Below are 18806 nucleotides of genomic sequence, written 5' to 3' on the forward strand. Positions count from 1 at the left end.
TTTAGCTCAATTGAAATGGCTGTCCCGTCAGCCATAAAATTCACCCATCGAGCCTGAAAACGATACCGCGCGCGGCTTCCATGGCCCGCTCGCACGGAGCGAACGACGATGCGCCTGCCGGTTTTTTCCCCACCCGTCATGTCGGAAACCGCGCCATCCCGACGGCGCGTGCTATGGCTATCCTGCATTGCACACGCGATGCACGATGGCTATACGGACATGATCTATGCGTTGCTACCCGTGTGGCAGTCGGAATTCGGGCTCGACTTTGCGGCACTGGCGATCCTGCGCGGCATCTACGCCGGCACGATGGCGACGCTGCAGTTGTCTGCCGGGCGGCTTGCCCAGCGTCTGGGCAGCCGCACGACCCTCGCACTCGGTACGTTGCTCGCCGCGCTCGGCTATGCGATCGCGGGCCTGTCGGGCGGCCTGCTCGGATTGGGCGTGGCGCTGGCGATTTCGGGCGGCGGATCGAGCACGCAGCATCCGATCGCGTCGGGCGCCGTGTCGCGCCTCTACGGGCGCGACGCGCGGGGCCCGCTGAGCATCTACAACTTTTCCGGCGACCTGGGGAAATCCGCGCTGCCGGCCGCCATTTCCCTGCTCGTGACTCTGATGCCGTGGCGCCACGCGCTATGGATCGTCGCCGGACTGGGCTGCGTCGTGGCTGCCGTCATCGCGTTGTGGTTTCCCGCCGTGCCACGTGGTGCCGCCGCAAAGACGACAGCCAAGGTACGAGCGTCCACTCAACGCAGCGGCACCGGAGCAAGCGGATTCGCCGCGCTGTTTTCCATCGGCGTGCTCGATACGGCCGTACGCATGGGACTCCTCACCTTCCTGCCTTTCCTGCTCAACGCAAAGGGGGTCTCGCCTCAGCTGTTGGGAACGGCTCTTGCACTCGTTTTCATCGGCGGCGCGGCCGGCAAGTTCATGTGCGGCTGGCTCGGCGCGCGCATGGGTATGGTCAGTACGGTGCTGTTCACGGAGGGCGGTACGGCGGCGTGCATCGTCGCGGTGATGTATCTCCCGCTGGCGCCGGCCATGGTGCTGCTGCCGATTCTGGGCATGATGCTGAACGGCACCTCGTCGGTGCTGTACGGCACCGTTCCGGAGATGTCCGCGCCCGAGCACACCGAGCGCGCATTCGCGATTTTCTATACGGGAACGATCGCATCGGGCGCGATATCGCCCGTGCTCTACGGTTTTCTGGGCGACAGGATCGGTGTGCACGGCGCCACGTATGCGACCGCGTTGACCGCCGTCGCGATTTTCCCGCTCGCGCTCGCACTGCGCCCGCATCTGGCAAACGACTCGACAGGACGAACACCATGACGAAATCCCTCCACCCGCGCGTCGCCCTCGTCGGTCCGGGCGCGATCGGAACGACGGTCGCCGCCGCCCTTCACGAAGCCGGCCGCACGCCGGTGATCTGCGGCCGCTCGGCGCACGCGCAGTTGACGTTGCGCTTCGATGGCGGCGAGATCGTCGTGCCCGGACCCGTACTGACCGATCCGCACACGATCACCGAACGGGTCGATCTTGTCTTCGTCGCGGTCAAGGCGACGCAGGTGGCGAGCGCCGCACCCTGGATCACCGCGCTATGCGATGCGAATACCGTCGTCTGCGTGCTGCAAAACGGCGTCGAGCAAAAGACCGCGTTCGCACCGTATGCGGCCGGCGCCGCGGTGGTGCCGTCGGTCGTCTGGTTTCCGGCGCAACGCGAACCGGACGCGTCGGTGTGGCTGCGGGGCAAGCCCCGGCTCACGCTGCCCGATACGCCGGCAAGCGATGTGGTGGTGTCGGCTTTACGCGGCACGCGCTGCTCGCCCGAGGTCGCGGAGGATTTCATCTCGCTCGCGTGGCGAAAGCTTTTGCAGAATGCCGTGGCGGGACTCATGGTGCTGACCGGCCGCCGCGCCGGCATGTTCTCGCGCAGCGACATCACGGCCCTGGCGCTCGCCTACCTGCGGGAATGTCTCGAGGTCGCGCGTGCGGAGGGCGCGAAGCTGGGCGACGACGTGCCGCAGGAAATCGTCGATGGATTCCATGGCTTTCCACCCGATCTGGGTACGTCGATTCTTGCCGACCGACAGAGCAACCGCCCCCTCGAGTGGGACTGCCGGAACGGCGTCGTGCAGCGGTACGGACGCACCCACGGCATTCCGACGCCGATCAGCGATCTGGTCGTGCCGCTGCTCGCGGCAGCGAGCGACGGGCCGGGTTGATCGCGCATCAACCGCTATCCAGCCTGACCGGCGCGAATCGTCATTGCAGACGCCTCCAGTGAGGAACACGACGACGGCCCGTCAACTCGCCGCGCCCGGCTTGCTGCGATGGAGGCGGCGTCATTGCTCGTCGAGCTACCCCAAGTAGGGCTTGATGTTCGTCAGCGCGCGTGAAACGTACTCGTCCTTCTCCCCGACCGGCGCGACGTAGTGCAGCGCGCTGCGCGCGGCGTCCTCGCCTTCCAGGCGCGCGATGAGCCACGCGGCCAGATACTGCGAAGCAAAGCAGCCACCCGCCGTGGCGACGTTGCCTCGAGCGAAGAACGGCTGATCCAGGACGTCGACGCCCGCCTCGAGCACCCACGGTTTGGTCGTGAGATCGGTGCAGGCCGGGATGTTGCCGAGCAAGCCGAGCTTCGCCAGGACCAACGTGCCCGAACATTGCGCGCCGATGAGCTGCCGGGCAGGGTCGAACTCGAGCTGCGCCATCAGTGCCGCGTCATTGACGACCTGGCGGGTTTGCATACCGCTGCCGATGAGGACGGCATCGGCCGTGCAAGCGTCCGCCAACGTCGACTGCGCCTGCACGGTCACTCCGTTCATCGAGGTGACGGCAGGCTCCGGACAAGAAAGGGTTACCCGCCAGCCCGGCTTCCTGATTCGATTGAGCACGCCGAGCGCAATGAGGGAGTCGAGCTCGTTGAAGCCCTGGAAGGTCACGATCGCGATATGCATGGGACACCCTATATCCAGTCAGTCGGTGCATCTTGCCAGATTGCCGTCGCGAACGGCCCTGCTTTGCCGACAACTCAGTGTTACAGCCGGCCGGCTTGCCCTGATGGTCGACTTCATCCCGATACATCCCGGGCGGGCACACTCGCGCCGCCCAGGCAATTTCTCGCCGCTCCATGAGTCCCCGTGCCCCTGGCGATACAAACATACGACGAAAGAACGTGCGGCCATGCCGTACGACGTAATTGCCCGCCGCCACCCGGCCCGGGCCATCCGAAGCGACATCAATCCCGGTAAAAATTGACCGATCGAACAAATTGTTACCGTCGGTTTCAAAGATGCCCAAATAGCAGGCTGCCGCCTCGCTATCCTTCCGTCACCCACAATAACGATCCCACTTGGGGGGTGACATATGAACAACATCATCAAGAGCGCCCTGTGCGCCGCCTTCGTACCATTCGTCCTTGCAGGTTGCGGCGGCGGCGACGACGGTGGCGGCACGCAAACCGGTACGCTGCACGTCGCGATGACGGATGCGCCATCGTGCGGCTTCGACCATGTGTACGTCACCGTTTCGCAAGTCCGCGTCAACGCCAACGCGAACGCCGCCGACAACGACGGTGGCTGGTCGACCGTTTCCCTCGCGACGCCGCAGAAGATCGACCTGCTGTCGCTGACCAACGGCGTGCTCGCCGATCTCGGCCAGACCGCGCTGCCCGCCGGCCAGTATCAGCAAGTTCGGCTGGTGCTCGCGCAGAACCAGGGCAACACGCTCGCGAACTCGGTCGTCCCGAGCGGCGGCACCGAACAGGCGCTCGCGACGCCGAGCGCGACGCAAAGCGGCTACAAGATCATCCAGCCGTTCACGGTTCAGCCCAATACGCTCGTCGATCTCGTGCTCGACTTCAACGCCTGCAAGTCGATCGTCCAGCGCGGCAACGGCTCGTATGCGCTGAAACCCGTCGTCACCGCGATTCCGACCGTCGTGAGCGGCGCGATCTCCGGTTACGTCGCAGCGGCCGAAGCCGGCGCGACCGTCTATGCCGAACAAGGTGGCAAGGTCGTCCGCGGCACGGTGGCCGACAGTTCCGGCAAGTTCGTGCTGTCGCCGCTGATCCAGAGTTCGACGCAGGGCAATTACGATGTCGTGATCGTGCAGAACCACTTCGCATCGGGCATCGTCCGCTCGGTTCCGGTGGTCGTGAACACGACCACGGCGGTGTCGGCGTCGAACGCGCCGATCACGCTGCCGGCCTCGACGATGAGCACCGTCGGCGGTACGGTGACGGCGAGCGCGAACGCCTTCGTGCGTGCGCTGCAGACGATCGATGCGAACGCCTACGAGATCACGTCGATCAACGCGAACATGGACACCGGCGCCTATTCGCTGTCCGTGCCCGCTGCCGCACCGATCGTCGGCACCTACTCGGGTTCGCTGCCGGTCGCGCTGGCCGCGGCGCCGGCCGCCGCGGGTCAATATACGATCGAGGCCGACGCGGCATCGGGGGCGACCCAATCGGCAAACGTCAACGCAACGACCAGTCAGTCCAACGTCAACTTCAGTTTCTGACGCGCTGACGGCATCATCGAAAGGGCCGAACGGCCCTTTCATCAATAACGGGAGAACGAAGTGAAAAAAGGGGTGATCGCATTGCTCGCAGCCGCGAGCATGGCGGGCGCGCTCGGCGGGTGCGTCGCCTATGTTCCTGGCCCACCGGTCGTGGTCGCGCCGCAAGGCGGGCCGGGAAATGGATTCTGTCCGCCGGGACAGGCCAAGAAAGGCAACTGTTGACGAAAAGCCCGCGCCTCGCGGGCTTTGTTTCGTCCGTCTAGCGAGCCGACCGGCGGCCACGCCGGTCGTCTGCACGCATCCCCGCTTTCCCGCTCGTCACTCCGCCATCTTCGGCGGCCACGCATGGCCTTCTGCCTGGCAATGCCGGCACCACGCATACAGCGCGTCGTACATGACGAAACCATGTTCGAGCATGTCGTGATCGTCGGAAAACATGTCCGACAGCCCGAGCGAGATGGCATAAAGCCCGCTGGACTGCGGCGTCAGATCGAGTCGCGACGTATCCGCGCCGCGAATGATGCGGGCCATGTGCTGCAACGCGCGATCGTCGGCCAGACCATATTTGTCGAGAAACGCATCGAAGCTGCATTGCTCGCCGACGTGCGTCAGCTCCACCCCCGGAATGTCGTACGGAATCGCACCGGTCTCGTCGGCAATCCGCAGCACGTCGGCCGGCGCAACGTACAGAAATTCGGGGGTCTCGTCGATGAACCGGGCAATGAGCCAGGGACACGCCACCCGGTCGATTTTCGGACGTTGTCGCGTAATCCATTGCATGGCGGCCTCCACGGTCAATGATGCAACAGCGGATACACGATCAGGCCCAGCACGGCGGCTCCGCCCACGACCACCGGCTCCGACAGCTTCTTGAACCTGACCAGCAACACGATCGTCGCGAGCGCCACCAACGCGGTCGGCACATCGACGATCGAACGTCGGGCCAGCACGATCACCGACCCCGTGATCGCGCCGACGGCCGCGGCCGTCACGCCGTCGACGAACGCCAGAATCGCCGGCAGCCTGCCGTACTTCTTGAAGTACGGGGCCGGCAACACCGTGAACAGATAGCACGGCAGGAACGTGCCGGCAGCCGCCACGCACGCACCGGGCAGCCCGGCCACCAGATAGCCGATGAAGCCCACCGTGATCACGACCGGGCCCGGCGTGATCATCGCGACCGCCACGGCGTCGACGAACTGCTTCTCGTCGAGCCAATGGTGCTCGGTGACGACGCCGCCATAGAGGAACGGCACGATGGCGAGCCCCGAGCCGAACACGAACGCGCCGGCCTTGGCAAAGAACGCGGCAAGTTGCGCGAGCTGCGGCCAGTCGACGATACCGAGCCACGCGCCGGTGGCGGAGACGGGCAACGCCATCGCCGCATTGACGCGCCGTTGGCGTAGCCACCTGGGCGGCGCGCGCGTGAACCAGACGAGCAGGCCCGCCGCGAGAAACAGCCACGCCACTTCCGATTCGGTGATCACCGTCACGGCGACCAGCGCGAGATAGATCGCCCACAGCAGCTTGTCGTGGCCGATGCTTTTCGCGGTCAGCTTGCGCGCGCTGATCGCGATGATGCCGATCACCGCCGCGCCGACACCGTAGAACACCGACTGCATCCACGTCAGGCCGCCGAATCGCGTGTACGCGTAGCCGAGCCCCACCACCATCAGGAACGACGGCAGCACGAACGCGATCCCGACCAGCGTCGCGCCGACGATGCGGTAGTGCACGTAGCCGAGATAGATCGCCAGTTGCGCGGCAAGCGGGCCCGGCGCGAGCTGCGCGAGCGCAAGGCCTTCCTTGTAGTCCGCGTCGGCGATCCATCGACGCGTGTCCACGAGATCGCGATGCATGTAGCCGGCGAGCGCGACCGGTCCGCCGAAACCCGTCGCGCCGAGCCACGCGAAGTACCTGATCAGTTGCCACAACGTATAAGCCGGGCGGTCGCGATGTGTGTTCATGTTCGGGCGAGCAACAAGGTCAGGGTTGGCGGTTGCCGCGGAAATGCACGTACAACGAATCGAGTACGGCGCCGATCTCCGTCAACAGCGCATCGTCGTCGGCGAGACGCTTTCGGGCACCGGCGAGAATGGCCTCGAACCCGCCGGCTTCCGGCACGGTCGCGCCGCCCACATCCAGCGCATGCACCATGGCGCCCAGCCGGACGAGTCCGTCGTTGTCGCCGAGCCCGAAGCTGGCGACCAGTACCTCGAACGACACGCGGTCGCCCACGTGCGTGAACGGCGCGCCGTCGAAATCGAAACCGAGCGCGTCGGGCGGGCAATCGGCGAGGTTGTCCAGCCACACGAAGCGTGCATGCGGATCGATGAAACGCTGAATCAGCCACGCGCTGGCGACGCGATCCACCCACAGGTGACGGCGCGTCGCCCACAGCCTGCCCTGATACTGCGCAGGGTCGCGGCGTGGAATGCCGCGCTGGGCGGCATGCGGCTCGCCGGGCGAGCGCAACGCTTCGATCGCGGCGGTGAAATCCCGCCATTGCGCATGCGCGCGCAGCGAGGTTTCACCCGGAAAGAAATCGATGCGTCGAATCGCCTCGTACGTGCGAGCGTGGCGGCGTTGCATGCGATTGAGATCGGCTGCCGCCAGTTCTGGCAGCGTCTTGCGAGCCTCCGAAAGCTCGGCGAGCCAGTCCGTGTAATCGGCCGCGCGATCGAACAGCGCCTTGTACGCGTCTTCGTCCGCGGGGTCGTCCGCACGGACATCCAGCAACCACGCCTGCCCTTCGCCGTTACGGGCCTCGTCGGCGAGGTTACGCAACTGCGCCGCCTGCTCGGCATGCGCGGGCAACAGGTAAGCGCCGTCCCGCAGTGCGCCGCAGCCGAGCGCCTTGACGGTACGCCAGATGCGCATGCGCGCGGTCGCGCCGGCAGTCGGCAGACTGACGATCAACAGGAGCCAGGAAGTCGGGACCGGATTCATGAAGGCAGCATAATGGGCCGTCACGAACACTGCAATTCAGTAGATATCGCTACAACGTTTCGTCAGCCGGAAGCTCCGCTCGACGCGTGGCGCGCGCGCCGCACCTGACGACCGGACCGCTCTCGTCGCCGGACCGCAACGTGCACGCCGACCGAAACCGGATACGCAATCGCCCGCGCACGGGATCGTTACGATATCCTGCGAATCGAGCGGTTCAACGCATAGACTGAACACACATCACGGCGAACGCCCGTCACTCCATCGCACGCTTTCCCCGCCGCCGTTCCGAATGCAGCCGGGCGGCAAACGCAGGCCCATCTACGAAACCGCTCCAATGACAATCGATCCCGGCTCCATTCCTTACTATCTCGTCCTTCGGGCCGGCTGGCCACCGTATGTGCTGAATTCGGATCGTCAAGTGCTGCGCCGCCAGGCGAGTCCGCTATTGCTGGCATTCGCGCGCACGCGCGGCGCAATCGCGCATGTCGACGACAGCGCGTGGAACGTCTTCTCCGACAGCGAGGGGCTCACGGTAGTCGAACGTCGCGAGACCGGGTTCTTTTCGCTGGTCGCGGGCGACGAGACCGAACGTCAGTTGCATTTGCTGACGACGCTCTGATGTCGTCGCCGGGCGTGCCGCTGCGTACTTGCGGCCACCGAATAAATCGACCGCTCGGCAAACGATGCGCGTATGATGGGTCCATCCGCGCGATCAGCCGTCCTTTGGCCGTTCGCCCCTCCACCCGCCCGCTTGCTGCATCGCCCCGCCTTCGCGCTGCAACGTTGCCCCCTTCACCCACTGGCCCGTCCCACAACGGAAATACAGGCCGGATGTGTTCGCCCATGCGACTCGTCGTGGCCGAACGCCAGGAGTTCGTCATGAGCATGCACGTCTATCGTGGATTCGAGATTTATCCACTGATTTACTCTCACGTGGCCGCGCCGCATGGCTGCCCGCACAACTACGACGCCGGGTTCGACGCGGCAGTCAAGATTTGCCTGCGCGGCACCACCGATACGCTGACGCAGAGCCAGACCTTCAGATTGCGCGACACGTCCCCCTTCGACAACGCCGGTGACGCGCGTCGTGCGTCGGTCCGCTATGCCGAGAACATCATCGACGACAATCGCGGCAAACAGGGATTCTTCGCCAACGCGAGCTGACGCGGCTCGTCAATGCCATACACTTTTTCGGTATTTTGGAGGTCGAAATGATCATCGACGAACTGCTCGGCTTGATCAGACGGCGTGAAGTCACCCGGCTCGACACCGCCGTGCCCGCCGGAATCGCCGATTCAGCGATGTGCCATCAACCGGAGCTGCACATGTTCATGGCGGTACGTGCGCTATCGATCGGAGCAGGCTATTCGGAATTCGAATCCGACGAGATAGCCAGCGCCGTCATGACACGGCTCGGCTAGCCTTCCGTTCCAACCGCTTTCCAGACAGGATCTACATGACGACAATTACGCCGAAGCTCAACGAACCGATCGATGTCGCACTGCGGCGATTCCGGCGCGACATCGAGAAAACCGGGCTGATTCGCGAGCTGCGCAGTCGCACAAGCTATGAGAAGCCCACGACGGAGCGCAAGCGAAAAAAGGCCAGCGCCGTTGCCCGACAGCGCTTGCAGACGAAGCGCCTGCTTCCGCCCCGAAAAATGTACTAGGAGCCCATCGTGTACAACATGCCGGCTGACGCGCTTCCGTTCTTCCCGTTGACGAAATGCGAAGTCGATTTCGATCAGCAGAACGACATGGTGACACTGCTGCCGAGCTTCTATGCCTTCGGGTGCGAGTACACCAGCCGCGGATTTCTGATCGCGCGCGGCGATGCATTCAAGCTGATTGCCGCGCTCGAGAAGGCGCTCAGCGTGCAGGGGTGAGCCGGCACCGGCACGGCAGCCCGCTCGTCGGATTGCCGGTGTCGATGTCCTGCATCATCAGGCAGTCGCCGCGCGCGAGAATCCCCAGCCCGACACGCGCCGCCGACAGAAGCGCCTCGTTGTCGTTGCCGATCATGCTGCAGCCTGCGTTGATCGCATGTTGCTCGCCGTCCGGCGTCCGCTTCCCCTGCGGATACGTGTGCAGCCCGGTGATAGGATGCAGCGACCGCCCATGAAGGCCGCGGGCCGACTCGACGTCTCGTCGTCTCCGCGCAGGCACGCCCGCACATGCGATCCACGACGTCCGGTGATAAGCTCGGCATCGACGCACCGTCGCGCGTCCGTCACCCGACCGACCCCATGCCTCCCGCGAGTCCGCTCATGCCCATCGCTCCCGCTGTCGTCTCCGCCTTCACGCCCACCGGCAAGCTCCGCGCCTCGATCAACCTCGGCAATCCGATCCTCGCGAACCGCGACCCGGCGACGGGCGAACCGTTCGGCGTCTCGATCGACCTCGCCCGCGCCTTCGCCGAGCGCCTGTCGGCCGACCTGGAACTCGTGGTGTTCGACGCCGCCGGCAAATCGGTGCAGGCGCTGACCGACGAGCGCGCCGATTTCGGCTTCTTCGCGGTCGATCCGCTGCGCGGCGAAACGGTCGCGTTCACCGCGCCGTACGTGCTGATCGAAGGCTTCTATCTCGTTCCCGACGCCTCGCCGATCCGCACCAACGCGGACGTCGACCAGCCGCACAACCGCGTGGCCGTCGGCAAGGGCAGCGCCTACGACCTGTTTCTCACCCGCGAACTGAAGGCCGCGCAGATCGTGCGCGCACCGACGTCGCAGGCGGTCGTGCCGACGTTCGTCGAACAGCAACTGGAGGTGGCGGCCGGCGTGAAGCAGCAGCTCGAAGCCGACGCCGCGAAAACACCCGGCCTGCACCTGCTCGACGAGCGCTTCATGGTGATCCGGCAGGCCATGGGCGTGCCGAAGAGCCGCGGCGACGCGGCCGCGGCAACACTGGCCGCATTCGTCGAGGACATGAAGGCGTCGGGCTTCGTCGCGGAGTCGCTGCGCCGGCACGGCATCACGGGCGCGTCGGTCGCGCCGGCCGCCTGATCGGCCCGTTGCCGCCGATCACGGGCAGGTGATCGGCGAGCGCGTTGCCGCGACGACGATTCAACGTCTGTCGTCGCATGACAAACCCTTACCCTTGTGCGAAAATCCGCCGACACTTGGGTTCCCGCCCATTGTCACGCCAGCAGCGACCGTATCGCCGAATCGGAAAAATTTGCGCACCGAATGACCGAGGAGCGCACCGATATTCGCTGCGCGACACGCACCGCGCCACGCGGCCGACCCAAGCACAATCGAAACCCCTGCAGCCTGACGAGGGCATGGCAACCATGAGCATCCTGATGCTGAGAGCCCGGCAGAACGCCCTTAAACATGCTCGACATTTACCTCAATTAGCCCTTCCACGCGCGCCCTGCTCCGGCGCCGTTCGACATCGGATCCCGAACGCGAAGGCTCACCGCAGATGGCCATGACTGCGTAGCGCGGTCGCCGCGCGCGCTCGCCGCAGCAGGGCGCGCGCGGATCGCGCGGTTCGATGTTTCCTCCCCGGGTGTGCAGAACCCATGGCGCGCCCGTTCCCCTGCCTCGCCCGGCCCCGGCCGGCGTGCGCCCATCGGCCTGGCGCCGGCACGCGCGCGGCCGCGACCAAGGACGAAATGACGACGTGTGCGGTGCCGCCCACGTGCTTGTGACAAGGATGACGCCCCGATGCGTGTGCTGATAGTCGAAGATGATCCCGTTCATGCGAGCGCCGCGGCGCGCGTCGTGGCACCGCTTGGACATGAGGTGGTGGAAGTGCATGACGGCGCGTCGGCGCAAGGACTGTTGCGCGCGCAGCCGTTCGACCTCGTGATCCTGGACTGGCTGCTGCCCGCGATGAGCGGCTTCGAAGTGCTGTACTGGATTCGCCGCACGCTCGGCACGTCGCCCGCCGTGCTGTTCGTGACGAGCAAGGCGCTCGAAGACGACATCGTGCTGGCGATGGATGCCGGCGCCGACGACTACGTGACGAAGCCGTTTCGCGCCGGCGAACTCGCGAGCCGCGTGAACGCGCTGCTGAAGCGCCCGGCGCGCGATACCGACCGCCCCGACCTGATCCGCGCCGGCGACTACGTGCTGAACCCGCGCGAGCGCACGATCCTGTTGCGCGGCGCGCCGATCAGGCTCACGCCGAAGGAATTCGACCTTGCCGAACTCTTCTTCGGCAACCTCGGCAAGCTGCTGTCGCGCAAGCTGGTGTGCATGAGCACGTGGGGGCGCGAGCTCGATCCGGAGTCCCGCACGCTCGACACCCACATCTACCGGATACGGCAAAAGCTCGCGCTCGGGCCCGAGAACGGGTTGCGCCTGAGCTCCGTCTACACGCATGGCTATCGCCTCGAAGCCGTGCCGTCGGGCCGCGATCGCGACAACGCGTCAGCCCAACGCAGTCCGCTCGCGCGGCCTGTGTCGCCGCCTCCGCTGGCGGCTGCCGGACTCGAGTGTGAGTAAGGGCGCCGTCGACGCATGCGTGCGTGCAATGAGTCACATCTGATGCGTAGCGACGCGCTGCGTATTCCCGACGGTTTCGTGCGCGAATGCATCGTGATGGGTGCGTTCGTGCTGTTGCTGTGCGTGGTGCTGACGACCTCCGGCGTGCTGCGTCGCGCCGACCTGTTCTTCTTCGACATCGTGCAGCCGCTGCTGCAGCGGCCGTCGCCGCAGAAGGTCGTGCTGATCGCGATCGACGGCGCGAGCGCGAAGGCACTGGGCGGATGGCCGGTCAAGCGCGCCGACTATGCGACGCTGATCGACCGGCTGAGCGCGGCGGGCGTGGCCGCCATCGGGCTCGACGTCGCGATGACGCATCCGGGCAGAATCCTGCCGGCGGGCGACGCGTGGCTCGCCAGCGCGATCGAGCGCAACGGCCGTGTGGTCCTGCCGGCCGTGGTGGCCGACGACGATGGGGACGGGTTGCCGAACGTGGTGCCGCCGCTCGAGCCGATCGCGCGCGGCGCATTCGCGATCGCGCAGGTCAACGCAGCACCGAACGCGGACGACGTGTTGCGCAGCTTCTATCTGCGGGAAGGGCCGCCGAATCTCGACTACGAGCACATGAGCGCATCGCTGCTCCGTGCAAGCGGCGTGCCGTTCCCGGAATGCGACGAGCCGCCGGCCCGTCGCGCGATTCGCTGGACCAGCGCGTGCCGCCGCTACGTGCCGCTCGGTTCCGCTCCTCCGTATCGCACGGTGCCCTTCGTCGACGCGCTCGAAGGCCGCGTCGATCCAGGCTTGCTTAAGGATGCGATCGTGCTCGTCGGGCCGACCGCAGGCATCGCGGACACGCACTTCGTCACGCCGGGCCACGCGCCGCCGTCGCGCGCCGGCGTCGAGTTCGTCGCGCAAGCCACTTACGCGCTCGCAAGCGGATCGCTCGTGCGCAGCGCATCGTGGCCCGCCCAGTTGCTGTTCAGCCTCGCCGTGCTACCGTGGCTTTGCGCGGCACTGTGCGCGCTCGGCCCGCGCGCCGCCCTGCTCGCTTCCACGGTCATCGCGCTCGCGCTGTGCGCCACGTCGCTGCTGTTGCTGAAGACCGCGCATCTGTTCTGCTTTCCGGCCACCGCGGTAGCCGCGTGCGTGCTGGCGTATGCGCTCAGCGCATGGCGGCGGCAAGAAACGTTGCTGCGCTATCTGACCCGCGAAGCCGAGCGCGCGATCGCGGACCCGTGTCTGCCGGGCGACACCCCCACTCACACGAACGCGATCGATCCGTTCCGCCGGCGGGTGATCGTGATGAGCGCGATGATCGCGCGCCTGCGGCGCTCCGCGCATCTGATTTCCGAATGGATGAACAGCCTGCCGGAAGCCACGCTCCTCGCTTCGGCTTCGGGTGCCGTGATGCTCGCGAACCGCCTGGCGCTCGACCTGTACGGGACAAATGCGGCGCAGCGCGGTGCGCTGCCGCCGGCTACCGGCCGCCATGCGGCCCACGTGCTGCGCGCGATGACCGCATCGGACGACGTGGACCGATACGTGCACCGCGCGCTGCGAACGCTGGCCGAGCGCAACGGCGCCGCGCACGCCGGCGAAGCGTCCGCGCCGATGGACGGCCTCGAGATCGTCAATGCGAAGCAACGGTCGTTGCTGGTGAAATGCGCGATCGTGCCCGCACGCGAAACGAGCGACGGGATGCTGATCTTTCACGTTGCCGACGTCACCCCGTTGCGCGCCGCCGAACGCCAGCGCGATACCGCGCTGCGCTTTCTGTCGCACGACATGCGCTCCCCGCAGGCCGCGATACTCACGCTGATCGAACAGCGTCGCGAAGCGCCGGGCGCATTGCCCGAAGTGCTGTTCGTCGATCTCGTCGCCCATTACGCGCGCAAGACGCTCACGCTCGCCGACCAGTTCCTGCTGCTCGCACGCGCGCAGGCCCGCTCGCCGAAAGCGACGGAAGTCGATCTCGTGCCGCTGCTCGGCGACGCGGCCGACGATCTGTGGGCACATGCGAGCGCGAAGCGGATCACGATCCGGTTGAACGCGGAGCCGGGGATGCTCGTCGTCGCCGATGCGCTGCTGCTGCGACGCGCGTTCGCGAATCTGATCGACAATGCGATCCGGTTCAGCCCCGAGGGCGCAACCGTTGCGGTCGCGGCCGACGAAAGCGGGGACCACTGGCGCGTGACGGTCGCCGATACCGGTGCCGGCATACCGCAACATCAATTGCCGAACCTCTTCACCGAGTTTTTTCGCATCGACGCGAGCGGCGCGAGTGCGGGCCATGGCCTCGGGCTCGCGTTCGTCAAGCAGGTGATCGACGCGCTCGGCGGAGAAATCCACGTCGACAGCGCCGTCGGACGCGGGTCGGTCTTCACGCTGCTTCTGCCTCGCAGCACCGCGCCGCGCGATCGTTGAAACCCGGCGCGCGGCGCCGTTTTCCCCGATTCCGTCGCCGGCTCGAAAGCCCCCCGCCGGATCGCCGCATAACGCCGCGGCATTTCCATTGCATCGATTTAAAGAACTTACGTTTTTTCGCGCCTTCCAGCCGTTATCCAAATTCGCCGCAAACTGCATTCATTTTGTTGCGAAAAACCATCTCGAACGACCGAAAACCGTCACTCGACCGTCGGTCGACATGCCGCAAAGCCTTACCTGTCTGCCGTCTTCACATATCCGTTTTCTTTGTTCACATTTCGCTCACAATTATTCAGATTTGCCCGCTCTCGTCCCGGAATACCTTTCCCTTATTCTATGGACCAACGGGTTCTTGCCCGTTTCGATTAATCGAATTTGCCCGCAAAAAAGGCATAAACAATTCGATTGGCTGAAGTGATTATTTTCGGCCTGACGCGAGCAATCGATTGATCGAAATCGCCTTATCGCAAGACTCGTTTCCCGATAAATACAGTTTTCACACGGCTCGACAGACATTCAGCGCGCCCGGCATTCCTGGCTGGCCCGGTGCGCGGATGGCGCGCGCCGCTTACCGGCAGAAATCCATGAACAAGACTTACCGCACTGTGTGGAACGCGGCACGCGGCGCAATCGTCGCGGTATCCGAACTCGATCGGGCCAACGGCAAGGGCAAAGCCGGTGCCGGAGCCCGAGCCGTCGCGCGCGGCACCGGCACGTCGGCCGCACTGAAATCCGTGACGCTCGCCGTGCTCGGCAGCATGGCGATGTGGTCGGGCGGCGCGGCGGCTCAGGTGGCGGTTTCCGGCACGAATTGCCCGGGGACGGCGACCGCGAACACGAACAACGGCATTGCGATCGGCTGTAATGCGAATGCCGCGGCGACGAGCGGCGCGATCGCCATCGGCGCGAACGTCACGGCGAGCGGCGTCAACGGCACGGCCATCGGCATCTTTTCGCAGGCATCCGCTCAAGGTGCATCGGCGTTCGGGACGTCGGCGAACGCGAGCGGCCTCAATTCCGCGGCGATCGGACCCGGCGCGAAGGCACAGGGTTCCGCCAGTAGCGCGCTCGGCAGTTTCGCGAACTCGGTGAGCGCCGGCTCGGTCGCCGTCGGCACTGCGACCGCCGGCTCGACCGCGGCCAGCGACACAAACAACATCGCGATCGGCCCGAGTGCCTTTGCGACAGGCGGCACGGGGGCCGCCACGCACGGCTCGGGGCAGGCGATCGCGATCGGTGACTCGTCGTCCGCCACCGCGCTGCAGGCGATCGCATTGGGCGGGAACGCGATGGCTTCGGCACAGGACACGTTCGCGGCCGGCGCAGGCGCGACGGCTGCGCAGCAAGGCGCGATTGCGCTGGGCACGGCGGCCAGCGCGGGCGACCAGTACGCGATTGCGCTCGGTTGGCAGTCCATCGCGACCGGGTTTTACGGTGTTGCGATAGGCATCGGCTCGCAGGCGACGGCAGCCAATACCGTCGCCCTCGGTCCGAACGCGCAGGCAACCAACGCGGCTGCCACCGCAGTCGGTAACGGCGCGAAGGCGAGCGGCAACACGTCGCTCGCGATCGGCGGCCAGGCGCTCGCGAGCGGCGACGGCACCGTTGCGGCGGGCCAGGGTGCCGGCGCAGGCTCGACGACCGCCAACACCGGCTCGGTCGCGGTCGGTCTCGCGACCGGCACGCTCGTGAGCGGCGCGCAGAACACCGCGGTCGGCGGCGGCATCGCGAGCGCGATGCGCGGCGCGGGCTCCGGTGTCACGGGTACGCGCAACGTCGCGATGGGCAGCGGCGACGGCACCGTCACGTACGACGGCACGCTGGCCGCTTCCGCGGGCAGCCTCGTATCCGGCAACGACAACGTCGCGATCGGCACCAATGCGGGGATCGGCGTCACGGCGAGCGGGACCACGTCGGTGGGTCTGAATGCCAAGGCGTCGGGTACGAACGCGATCGCGATGGGCGCGGGCGCGCAGGCCACCGGCGCGAACACGCTGAGCATCGGCACGGGCAACGTCGTCAGCGGCGCGAACTCGGGCGCGATCGGCGACCCCAGCACCATCACCGGTTCGGGTTCGTATTCGCTCGGCAACAACAACACGATCAGTTCGAACAACGCGTTCGTGGTCGGCAATGGCGTGTCCGTGCCGACCGGTCTCGACGGTTCGGTCGTGCTCGGCAATGCGTCCACCGTCTCGGCTGCGGTGGCCGTCCCCAACACCGCGATTCGCGGCACGACCTACACCTTCGCGGGCGGCGCGCCCGCCGCGGGTGACGTAGTCAGCGTTGGGTCGGCCAGCGCACCGCGCCAGATCCAGAACGTCGCGGCGGGCCGGATCAGCGGTTCGTCGACCGACGCCGTCAACGGCTCGCAACTCTATGCGACCAACCAGGCGATCACCGCGCTCGGCGCCAGCATATCGGGCACGACACCGCATTACTGGAGCGTCAACGACAACGGCATCCATGTCGGCAACTACAACAACGATGGCGCCACCGGACAGAGCGCCGTCGCCGCCGGCCCCGATGCGTTGGCGGGCGGCGCGAACGCGGTTGCCCTGGGCCGCACGTCCAACGCGTCGGGATTGTCCGCGATAGCGCTGGGGCAGCGAACCACGTCCAGCAATCAGAACACGATTGCCATCGGTACGGATGCGGCCGCGAGCGGCGTTTCCTCGGTGGCCATCGGCGCGCTGACCAGTGCCATAGCGGATGCGAGCGTCGCGGTCGGCATCAATACTCATGCGACGGGAAGCCGATCGTCCGCTTTTGGTCGGGCGTCCAATGCGAAGGGCGACGACTCCTCGGTCGTTGGCGCTTTTGCCCTCGCCACCGGCCTGGGCTCGTCCGCGCTGGCTTCGCTCGCCCAGGCCACGGCCGACGGCGCGACCGCGGTCGGCTATCAAGCAACGGCGTCGGGGACCAACGCGTCGGCGATCGGCATCAGTGCGGTGGCTGGCGGAGCGAACGCGTTTGCCGCGGGTCAACAAGCCAACGCCAGCGGCGACGGAGGCGTCGCCGTAGGCAGTGCCGCGGTGGCGAGCGGCGCGAACGCGGTGGCAATGGGCACCGGCGCGCAGGCGTCCGGCGCGAATTCCATCAGCATCGGCACGGGCAACGTCGTGAGCGGCGCGAATTCGGCGGCGATCGGCGATCCGAGCACGATCACCGGCTCGGGCTCGTATTCGCTCGGCAACAACAACACGATCAATTCGAACAACGCGTTCGTCGTCGGCAGCGGCGTGTCCGTGCCGACCGGTCTCGACGGTTCGGTCGTGCTCGGCAACGCGTCGACGGTGTCGGCCGCGGTGCAAACGCCTGGTGCCGTCATCGGTGGGACCACGTACAACTTCGCCGGCGGTACGCCGGCGGCCGGCGACGTGGTGAGCGTCGGCTCGGCCGCCGCGCCGCGGCAGATCCAAAACGTCGCCGCCGGCCGGATCAGCGCAAGTTCGACCGATGCGATCAACGGCAGCCAGCTCTACGGGACGAATCTGGCGATCGACGCGTTGTCGACGTCGACGGCGTCGAGCATCACGTCGTTGTCCACGTCGACCTCGACCGGGATCGGCTCGCTGTCCACCGGCCTGAGTTCGGCCAACAGCTCGATCGTGTCGCTGTCGACGTCCACATCGACGGGCATCGGCTCGTTATCCACCGGACTCAGTTCGACCAATAGCTCGGTGACGTCGCTGTCCACGTCGACATCCACGGGTATCGGCTCGTTGTCCACCGGCCTGAGCTCGACCAACAGCACGATCACGTCGCTGTCCACTTCCACGTCGACGGTCGTCGGTTCGTTGTCCACGGGCCTGAGTTCGACCAACAGCACGGTCACGTCGCTGTCCACGTCCGCGTCCACGGCCGTCGGTTCGTTGTCGACCGGCTTGAGCTCGACCAATAGCTCGATCACGTCGTTGTCGACATCCACGTCGACGGGCATCGGCTCTTTGTCGACCGGCTTGAGCACGACGAACAGTTCCATCACGTCGCTGTCCACGTCGACCTCGACGATCGTCGGTTCACTGTCCACCGGCATCGGTTCGCTGTCCACCGGCCTGAGTTCGACCAACAGTTCGATTACGTCGCTGTCGACCGCGACGTCGACCAGCATCGGCTCGTTGTCGACCGGGCTGAGTTCGACGAACAGCTCGGTCACGTCACTGTCGACCGGCCTGTCGAGCACGGACAGCAACCTGACGTCGCTGTCGACGGCCACGTCGACGGGTCTGGGTTCACTGTCGACGGGCCTCAGCTCGATCGCGAACAACAACACGAACCTCGGCAACAGCACGGCCGGCGCGATCGGCGGCGGGGCCACCTACGACCCGACCACCGGCACGATCTCGGCGCCGTCGTACGTGACGTACAACAGCGACGGCTCGACCACGATCAACAACAACGTCGGCTCGGCGATCGACAACATCAACGCGCACGGCATCAAGTACTTCCACGCGAATTCGACCGCGCCGGACAG

General features: G+C 66.2%; 17 protein-coding genes. 12 read left to right on the forward strand and 5 right to left on the reverse strand.

What is annotated here, in order from left to right; all coding sequences use genetic code 11:
- The first annotated feature begins 108 nt into the window (after positions 1 to 108).
- Positions 109 to 1332, forward strand: a complete 1224-nt coding sequence (locus tag DFS13_RS36540) for an MFS transporter (RefSeq protein WP_048985953.1) — start codon at positions 109 to 111, stop codon at positions 1330 to 1332.
- A complete protein-coding gene (locus DFS13_RS36545) occupies positions 1329 to 2225 on the forward strand; it encodes an oxidoreductase (RefSeq protein WP_111442794.1) in 897 nt (298 codons plus the stop codon). Before DFS13_RS36540 ends, DFS13_RS36545 begins: the two co-directional genes overlap by 4 nt.
- A 135-nt stretch (positions 2226 to 2360) precedes the next feature.
- On the opposite strand, the gene DFS13_RS36550 is transcribed toward DFS13_RS36545, so the two are convergent.
- Positions 2361 to 2960, reverse strand: coding sequence for a DJ-1/PfpI family protein (locus tag DFS13_RS36550; RefSeq protein ID WP_006485564.1), 600 nt, complete (start codon positions 2958 to 2960; stop codon positions 2361 to 2363).
- Between the two features lie 409 nt (positions 2961 to 3369).
- Here DFS13_RS36550 and DFS13_RS36555 point away from each other — a divergent pair, with 409 nt between their 5' ends.
- Positions 3370 to 4527: a DUF4382 domain-containing protein gene (locus DFS13_RS36555; RefSeq protein ID WP_111442795.1), complete on the forward strand. Its 1158-nt coding sequence runs from the start codon at positions 3370 to 3372 to the stop codon at positions 4525 to 4527.
- Between the two features lie 318 nt (positions 4528 to 4845).
- On the opposite strand, the gene DFS13_RS36565 is transcribed toward DFS13_RS36555, so the two are convergent.
- The 3 genes from DFS13_RS36565 to DFS13_RS36575 are packed head-to-tail and all read right to left on the reverse strand — an operon-like array spanning position 4846 to position 7476.
- A complete protein-coding gene (locus DFS13_RS36565; RefSeq protein WP_006498045.1) occupies positions 4846 to 5307 on the reverse strand; it encodes a chromate resistance protein ChrB domain-containing protein in 462 nt (153 codons plus the stop codon).
- Positions 5308 to 5321: 14 nt separating this feature from the next.
- Positions 5322 to 6494, reverse strand: a complete 1173-nt coding sequence (locus DFS13_RS36570; protein WP_006485582.1) for a chromate transporter — start codon at positions 6492 to 6494, stop codon at positions 5322 to 5324.
- A 19-nt stretch (positions 6495 to 6513) separates the two neighbouring features.
- Complete coding sequence (locus tag DFS13_RS36575; RefSeq protein ID WP_077189528.1) at positions 6514 to 7476, reverse strand: chromate resistance protein ChrB domain-containing protein; 963 nt, start codon at positions 7474 to 7476, stop codon at positions 6514 to 6516.
- Positions 7477 to 7810: 334 nt separating this feature from the next.
- Here DFS13_RS36575 and DFS13_RS36580 point away from each other — a divergent pair, with 334 nt between their 5' ends.
- The 5 genes from DFS13_RS36580 to DFS13_RS36600 all read left to right on the forward strand — a co-directional run bounded on the left by DFS13_RS36580 (position 7811) and on the right by DFS13_RS36600 (position 9361).
- Positions 7811 to 8095, forward strand: a complete 285-nt coding sequence (locus DFS13_RS36580; RefSeq protein ID WP_006485538.1) for a hypothetical protein — start codon at positions 7811 to 7813, stop codon at positions 8093 to 8095.
- A gap of 260 nt (positions 8096 to 8355) precedes the next feature.
- Positions 8356 to 8640, forward strand: coding sequence for a hypothetical protein (locus DFS13_RS36585; protein WP_034178507.1), 285 nt, complete (start codon positions 8356 to 8358; stop codon positions 8638 to 8640).
- Positions 8641 to 8687: 47 nt separating this feature from the next.
- Complete coding sequence (locus DFS13_RS36590) at positions 8688 to 8897, forward strand: hypothetical protein (RefSeq protein ID WP_006485579.1); 210 nt, start codon at positions 8688 to 8690, stop codon at positions 8895 to 8897.
- Positions 8898 to 8932: 35 nt separating this feature from the next.
- The gene (rpsU, locus tag DFS13_RS36595; RefSeq protein ID WP_006485562.1) at positions 8933 to 9145 is read left to right on the forward strand and encodes a 30S ribosomal protein S21; all 213 of its coding nucleotides are present in this window, start codon (positions 8933 to 8935) and stop codon (positions 9143 to 9145) included.
- A 9-nt stretch (positions 9146 to 9154) separates the two neighbouring features.
- Entirely contained in the window at positions 9155 to 9361 is a 207-nt protein-coding gene (locus tag DFS13_RS36600) for a hypothetical protein (protein ID WP_111442797.1), read from the forward strand.
- On the opposite strand, the gene DFS13_RS40495 is transcribed toward DFS13_RS36600, so the two are convergent.
- Entirely contained in the window at positions 9345 to 9497 is a 153-nt protein-coding gene (locus tag DFS13_RS40495) for a hypothetical protein (RefSeq protein WP_006485535.1), read from the reverse strand. The genes DFS13_RS36600 and DFS13_RS40495 overlap by 17 nt on opposite strands.
- A gap of 245 nt (positions 9498 to 9742) precedes the next feature.
- On the opposite strand from DFS13_RS40495, the gene DFS13_RS36605 reads away from it, so the two are divergent.
- From DFS13_RS36605 to DFS13_RS36620, 4 genes are all read left to right on the forward strand, one after another.
- Complete coding sequence (locus tag DFS13_RS36605; protein WP_111442798.1) at positions 9743 to 10477, forward strand: ABC transporter substrate-binding protein; 735 nt, start codon at positions 9743 to 9745, stop codon at positions 10475 to 10477.
- A gap of 666 nt (positions 10478 to 11143) precedes the next feature.
- Positions 11144 to 11926 carry a response regulator transcription factor gene (locus DFS13_RS36610; RefSeq protein ID WP_111442799.1) on the forward strand — a complete coding sequence of 261 codons (783 nt, stop codon included), beginning with the start codon at positions 11144 to 11146 and terminating at the stop codon, positions 11924 to 11926.
- 39 nt (positions 11927 to 11965) lie between these two features.
- Positions 11966 to 14329 carry a CHASE2 domain-containing protein gene (locus DFS13_RS36615; protein WP_111442801.1) on the forward strand — a complete coding sequence of 788 codons (2364 nt, stop codon included), beginning with the start codon at positions 11966 to 11968 and terminating at the stop codon, positions 14327 to 14329.
- A 554-nt stretch (positions 14330 to 14883) separates the two neighbouring features.
- Positions 14884 to 18806: ESPR-type extended signal peptide-containing protein (locus DFS13_RS36620; RefSeq protein ID WP_111442800.1), on the forward strand; the 3923-nt coding region annotated here is incomplete at its 3' end.

This window comes from Burkholderia sp. 28_3, from assembly GCF_003253915.1.
Lineage (GTDB): Bacteria > Pseudomonadota > Gammaproteobacteria > Burkholderiales > Burkholderiaceae > Burkholderia > Burkholderia cenocepacia.

Coding starts and splice junctions, on each gene's coding strand:
- DFS13_RS36590 (WP_006485579.1), top strand. CDS start 8,688: ATGATCATCGACGAACTGCTCGGCTTGATCAGACGGCGTGAAGTCACC.
- DFS13_RS36540 (WP_048985953.1), top strand. CDS start 109: ATGCGCCTGCCGGTTTTTTCCCCACCCGTCATGTCGGAAACCGCGCCA.
- DFS13_RS36570 (WP_006485582.1), bottom strand. CDS start 6,494: ATGAACACACATCGCGACCGCCCGGCTTATACGTTGTGGCAACTGATC.
- DFS13_RS36545 (WP_111442794.1), top strand. CDS start 1,329: ATGACGAAATCCCTCCACCCGCGCGTCGCCCTCGTCGGTCCGGGCGCG.
- DFS13_RS36575 (WP_077189528.1), bottom strand. CDS start 7,476: ATGAATCCGGTCCCGACTTCCTGGCTCCTGTTGATCGTCAGTCTGCCG.
- DFS13_RS36580 (WP_006485538.1), top strand. CDS start 7,811: ATGACAATCGATCCCGGCTCCATTCCTTACTATCTCGTCCTTCGGGCC.
- DFS13_RS36565 (WP_006498045.1), bottom strand. CDS start 5,307: ATGCAATGGATTACGCGACAACGTCCGAAAATCGACCGGGTGGCGTGT.
- DFS13_RS36610 (WP_111442799.1), top strand. CDS start 11,144: ATGCGTGTGCTGATAGTCGAAGATGATCCCGTTCATGCGAGCGCCGCG.
- DFS13_RS40495 (WP_006485535.1), bottom strand. CDS start 9,497: ATGATCGGCAACGACAACGAGGCGCTTCTGTCGGCGGCGCGTGTCGGG.
- DFS13_RS36555 (WP_111442795.1), top strand. CDS start 3,370: ATGAACAACATCATCAAGAGCGCCCTGTGCGCCGCCTTCGTACCATTC.
- DFS13_RS36605 (WP_111442798.1), top strand. CDS start 9,743: ATGCCCATCGCTCCCGCTGTCGTCTCCGCCTTCACGCCCACCGGCAAG.
- DFS13_RS36585 (WP_034178507.1), top strand. CDS start 8,356: ATGAGCATGCACGTCTATCGTGGATTCGAGATTTATCCACTGATTTAC.
- DFS13_RS36550 (WP_006485564.1), bottom strand. CDS start 2,960: ATGCATATCGCGATCGTGACCTTCCAGGGCTTCAACGAGCTCGACTCC.
- rpsU (WP_006485562.1), top strand. CDS start 8,933: ATGACGACAATTACGCCGAAGCTCAACGAACCGATCGATGTCGCACTG.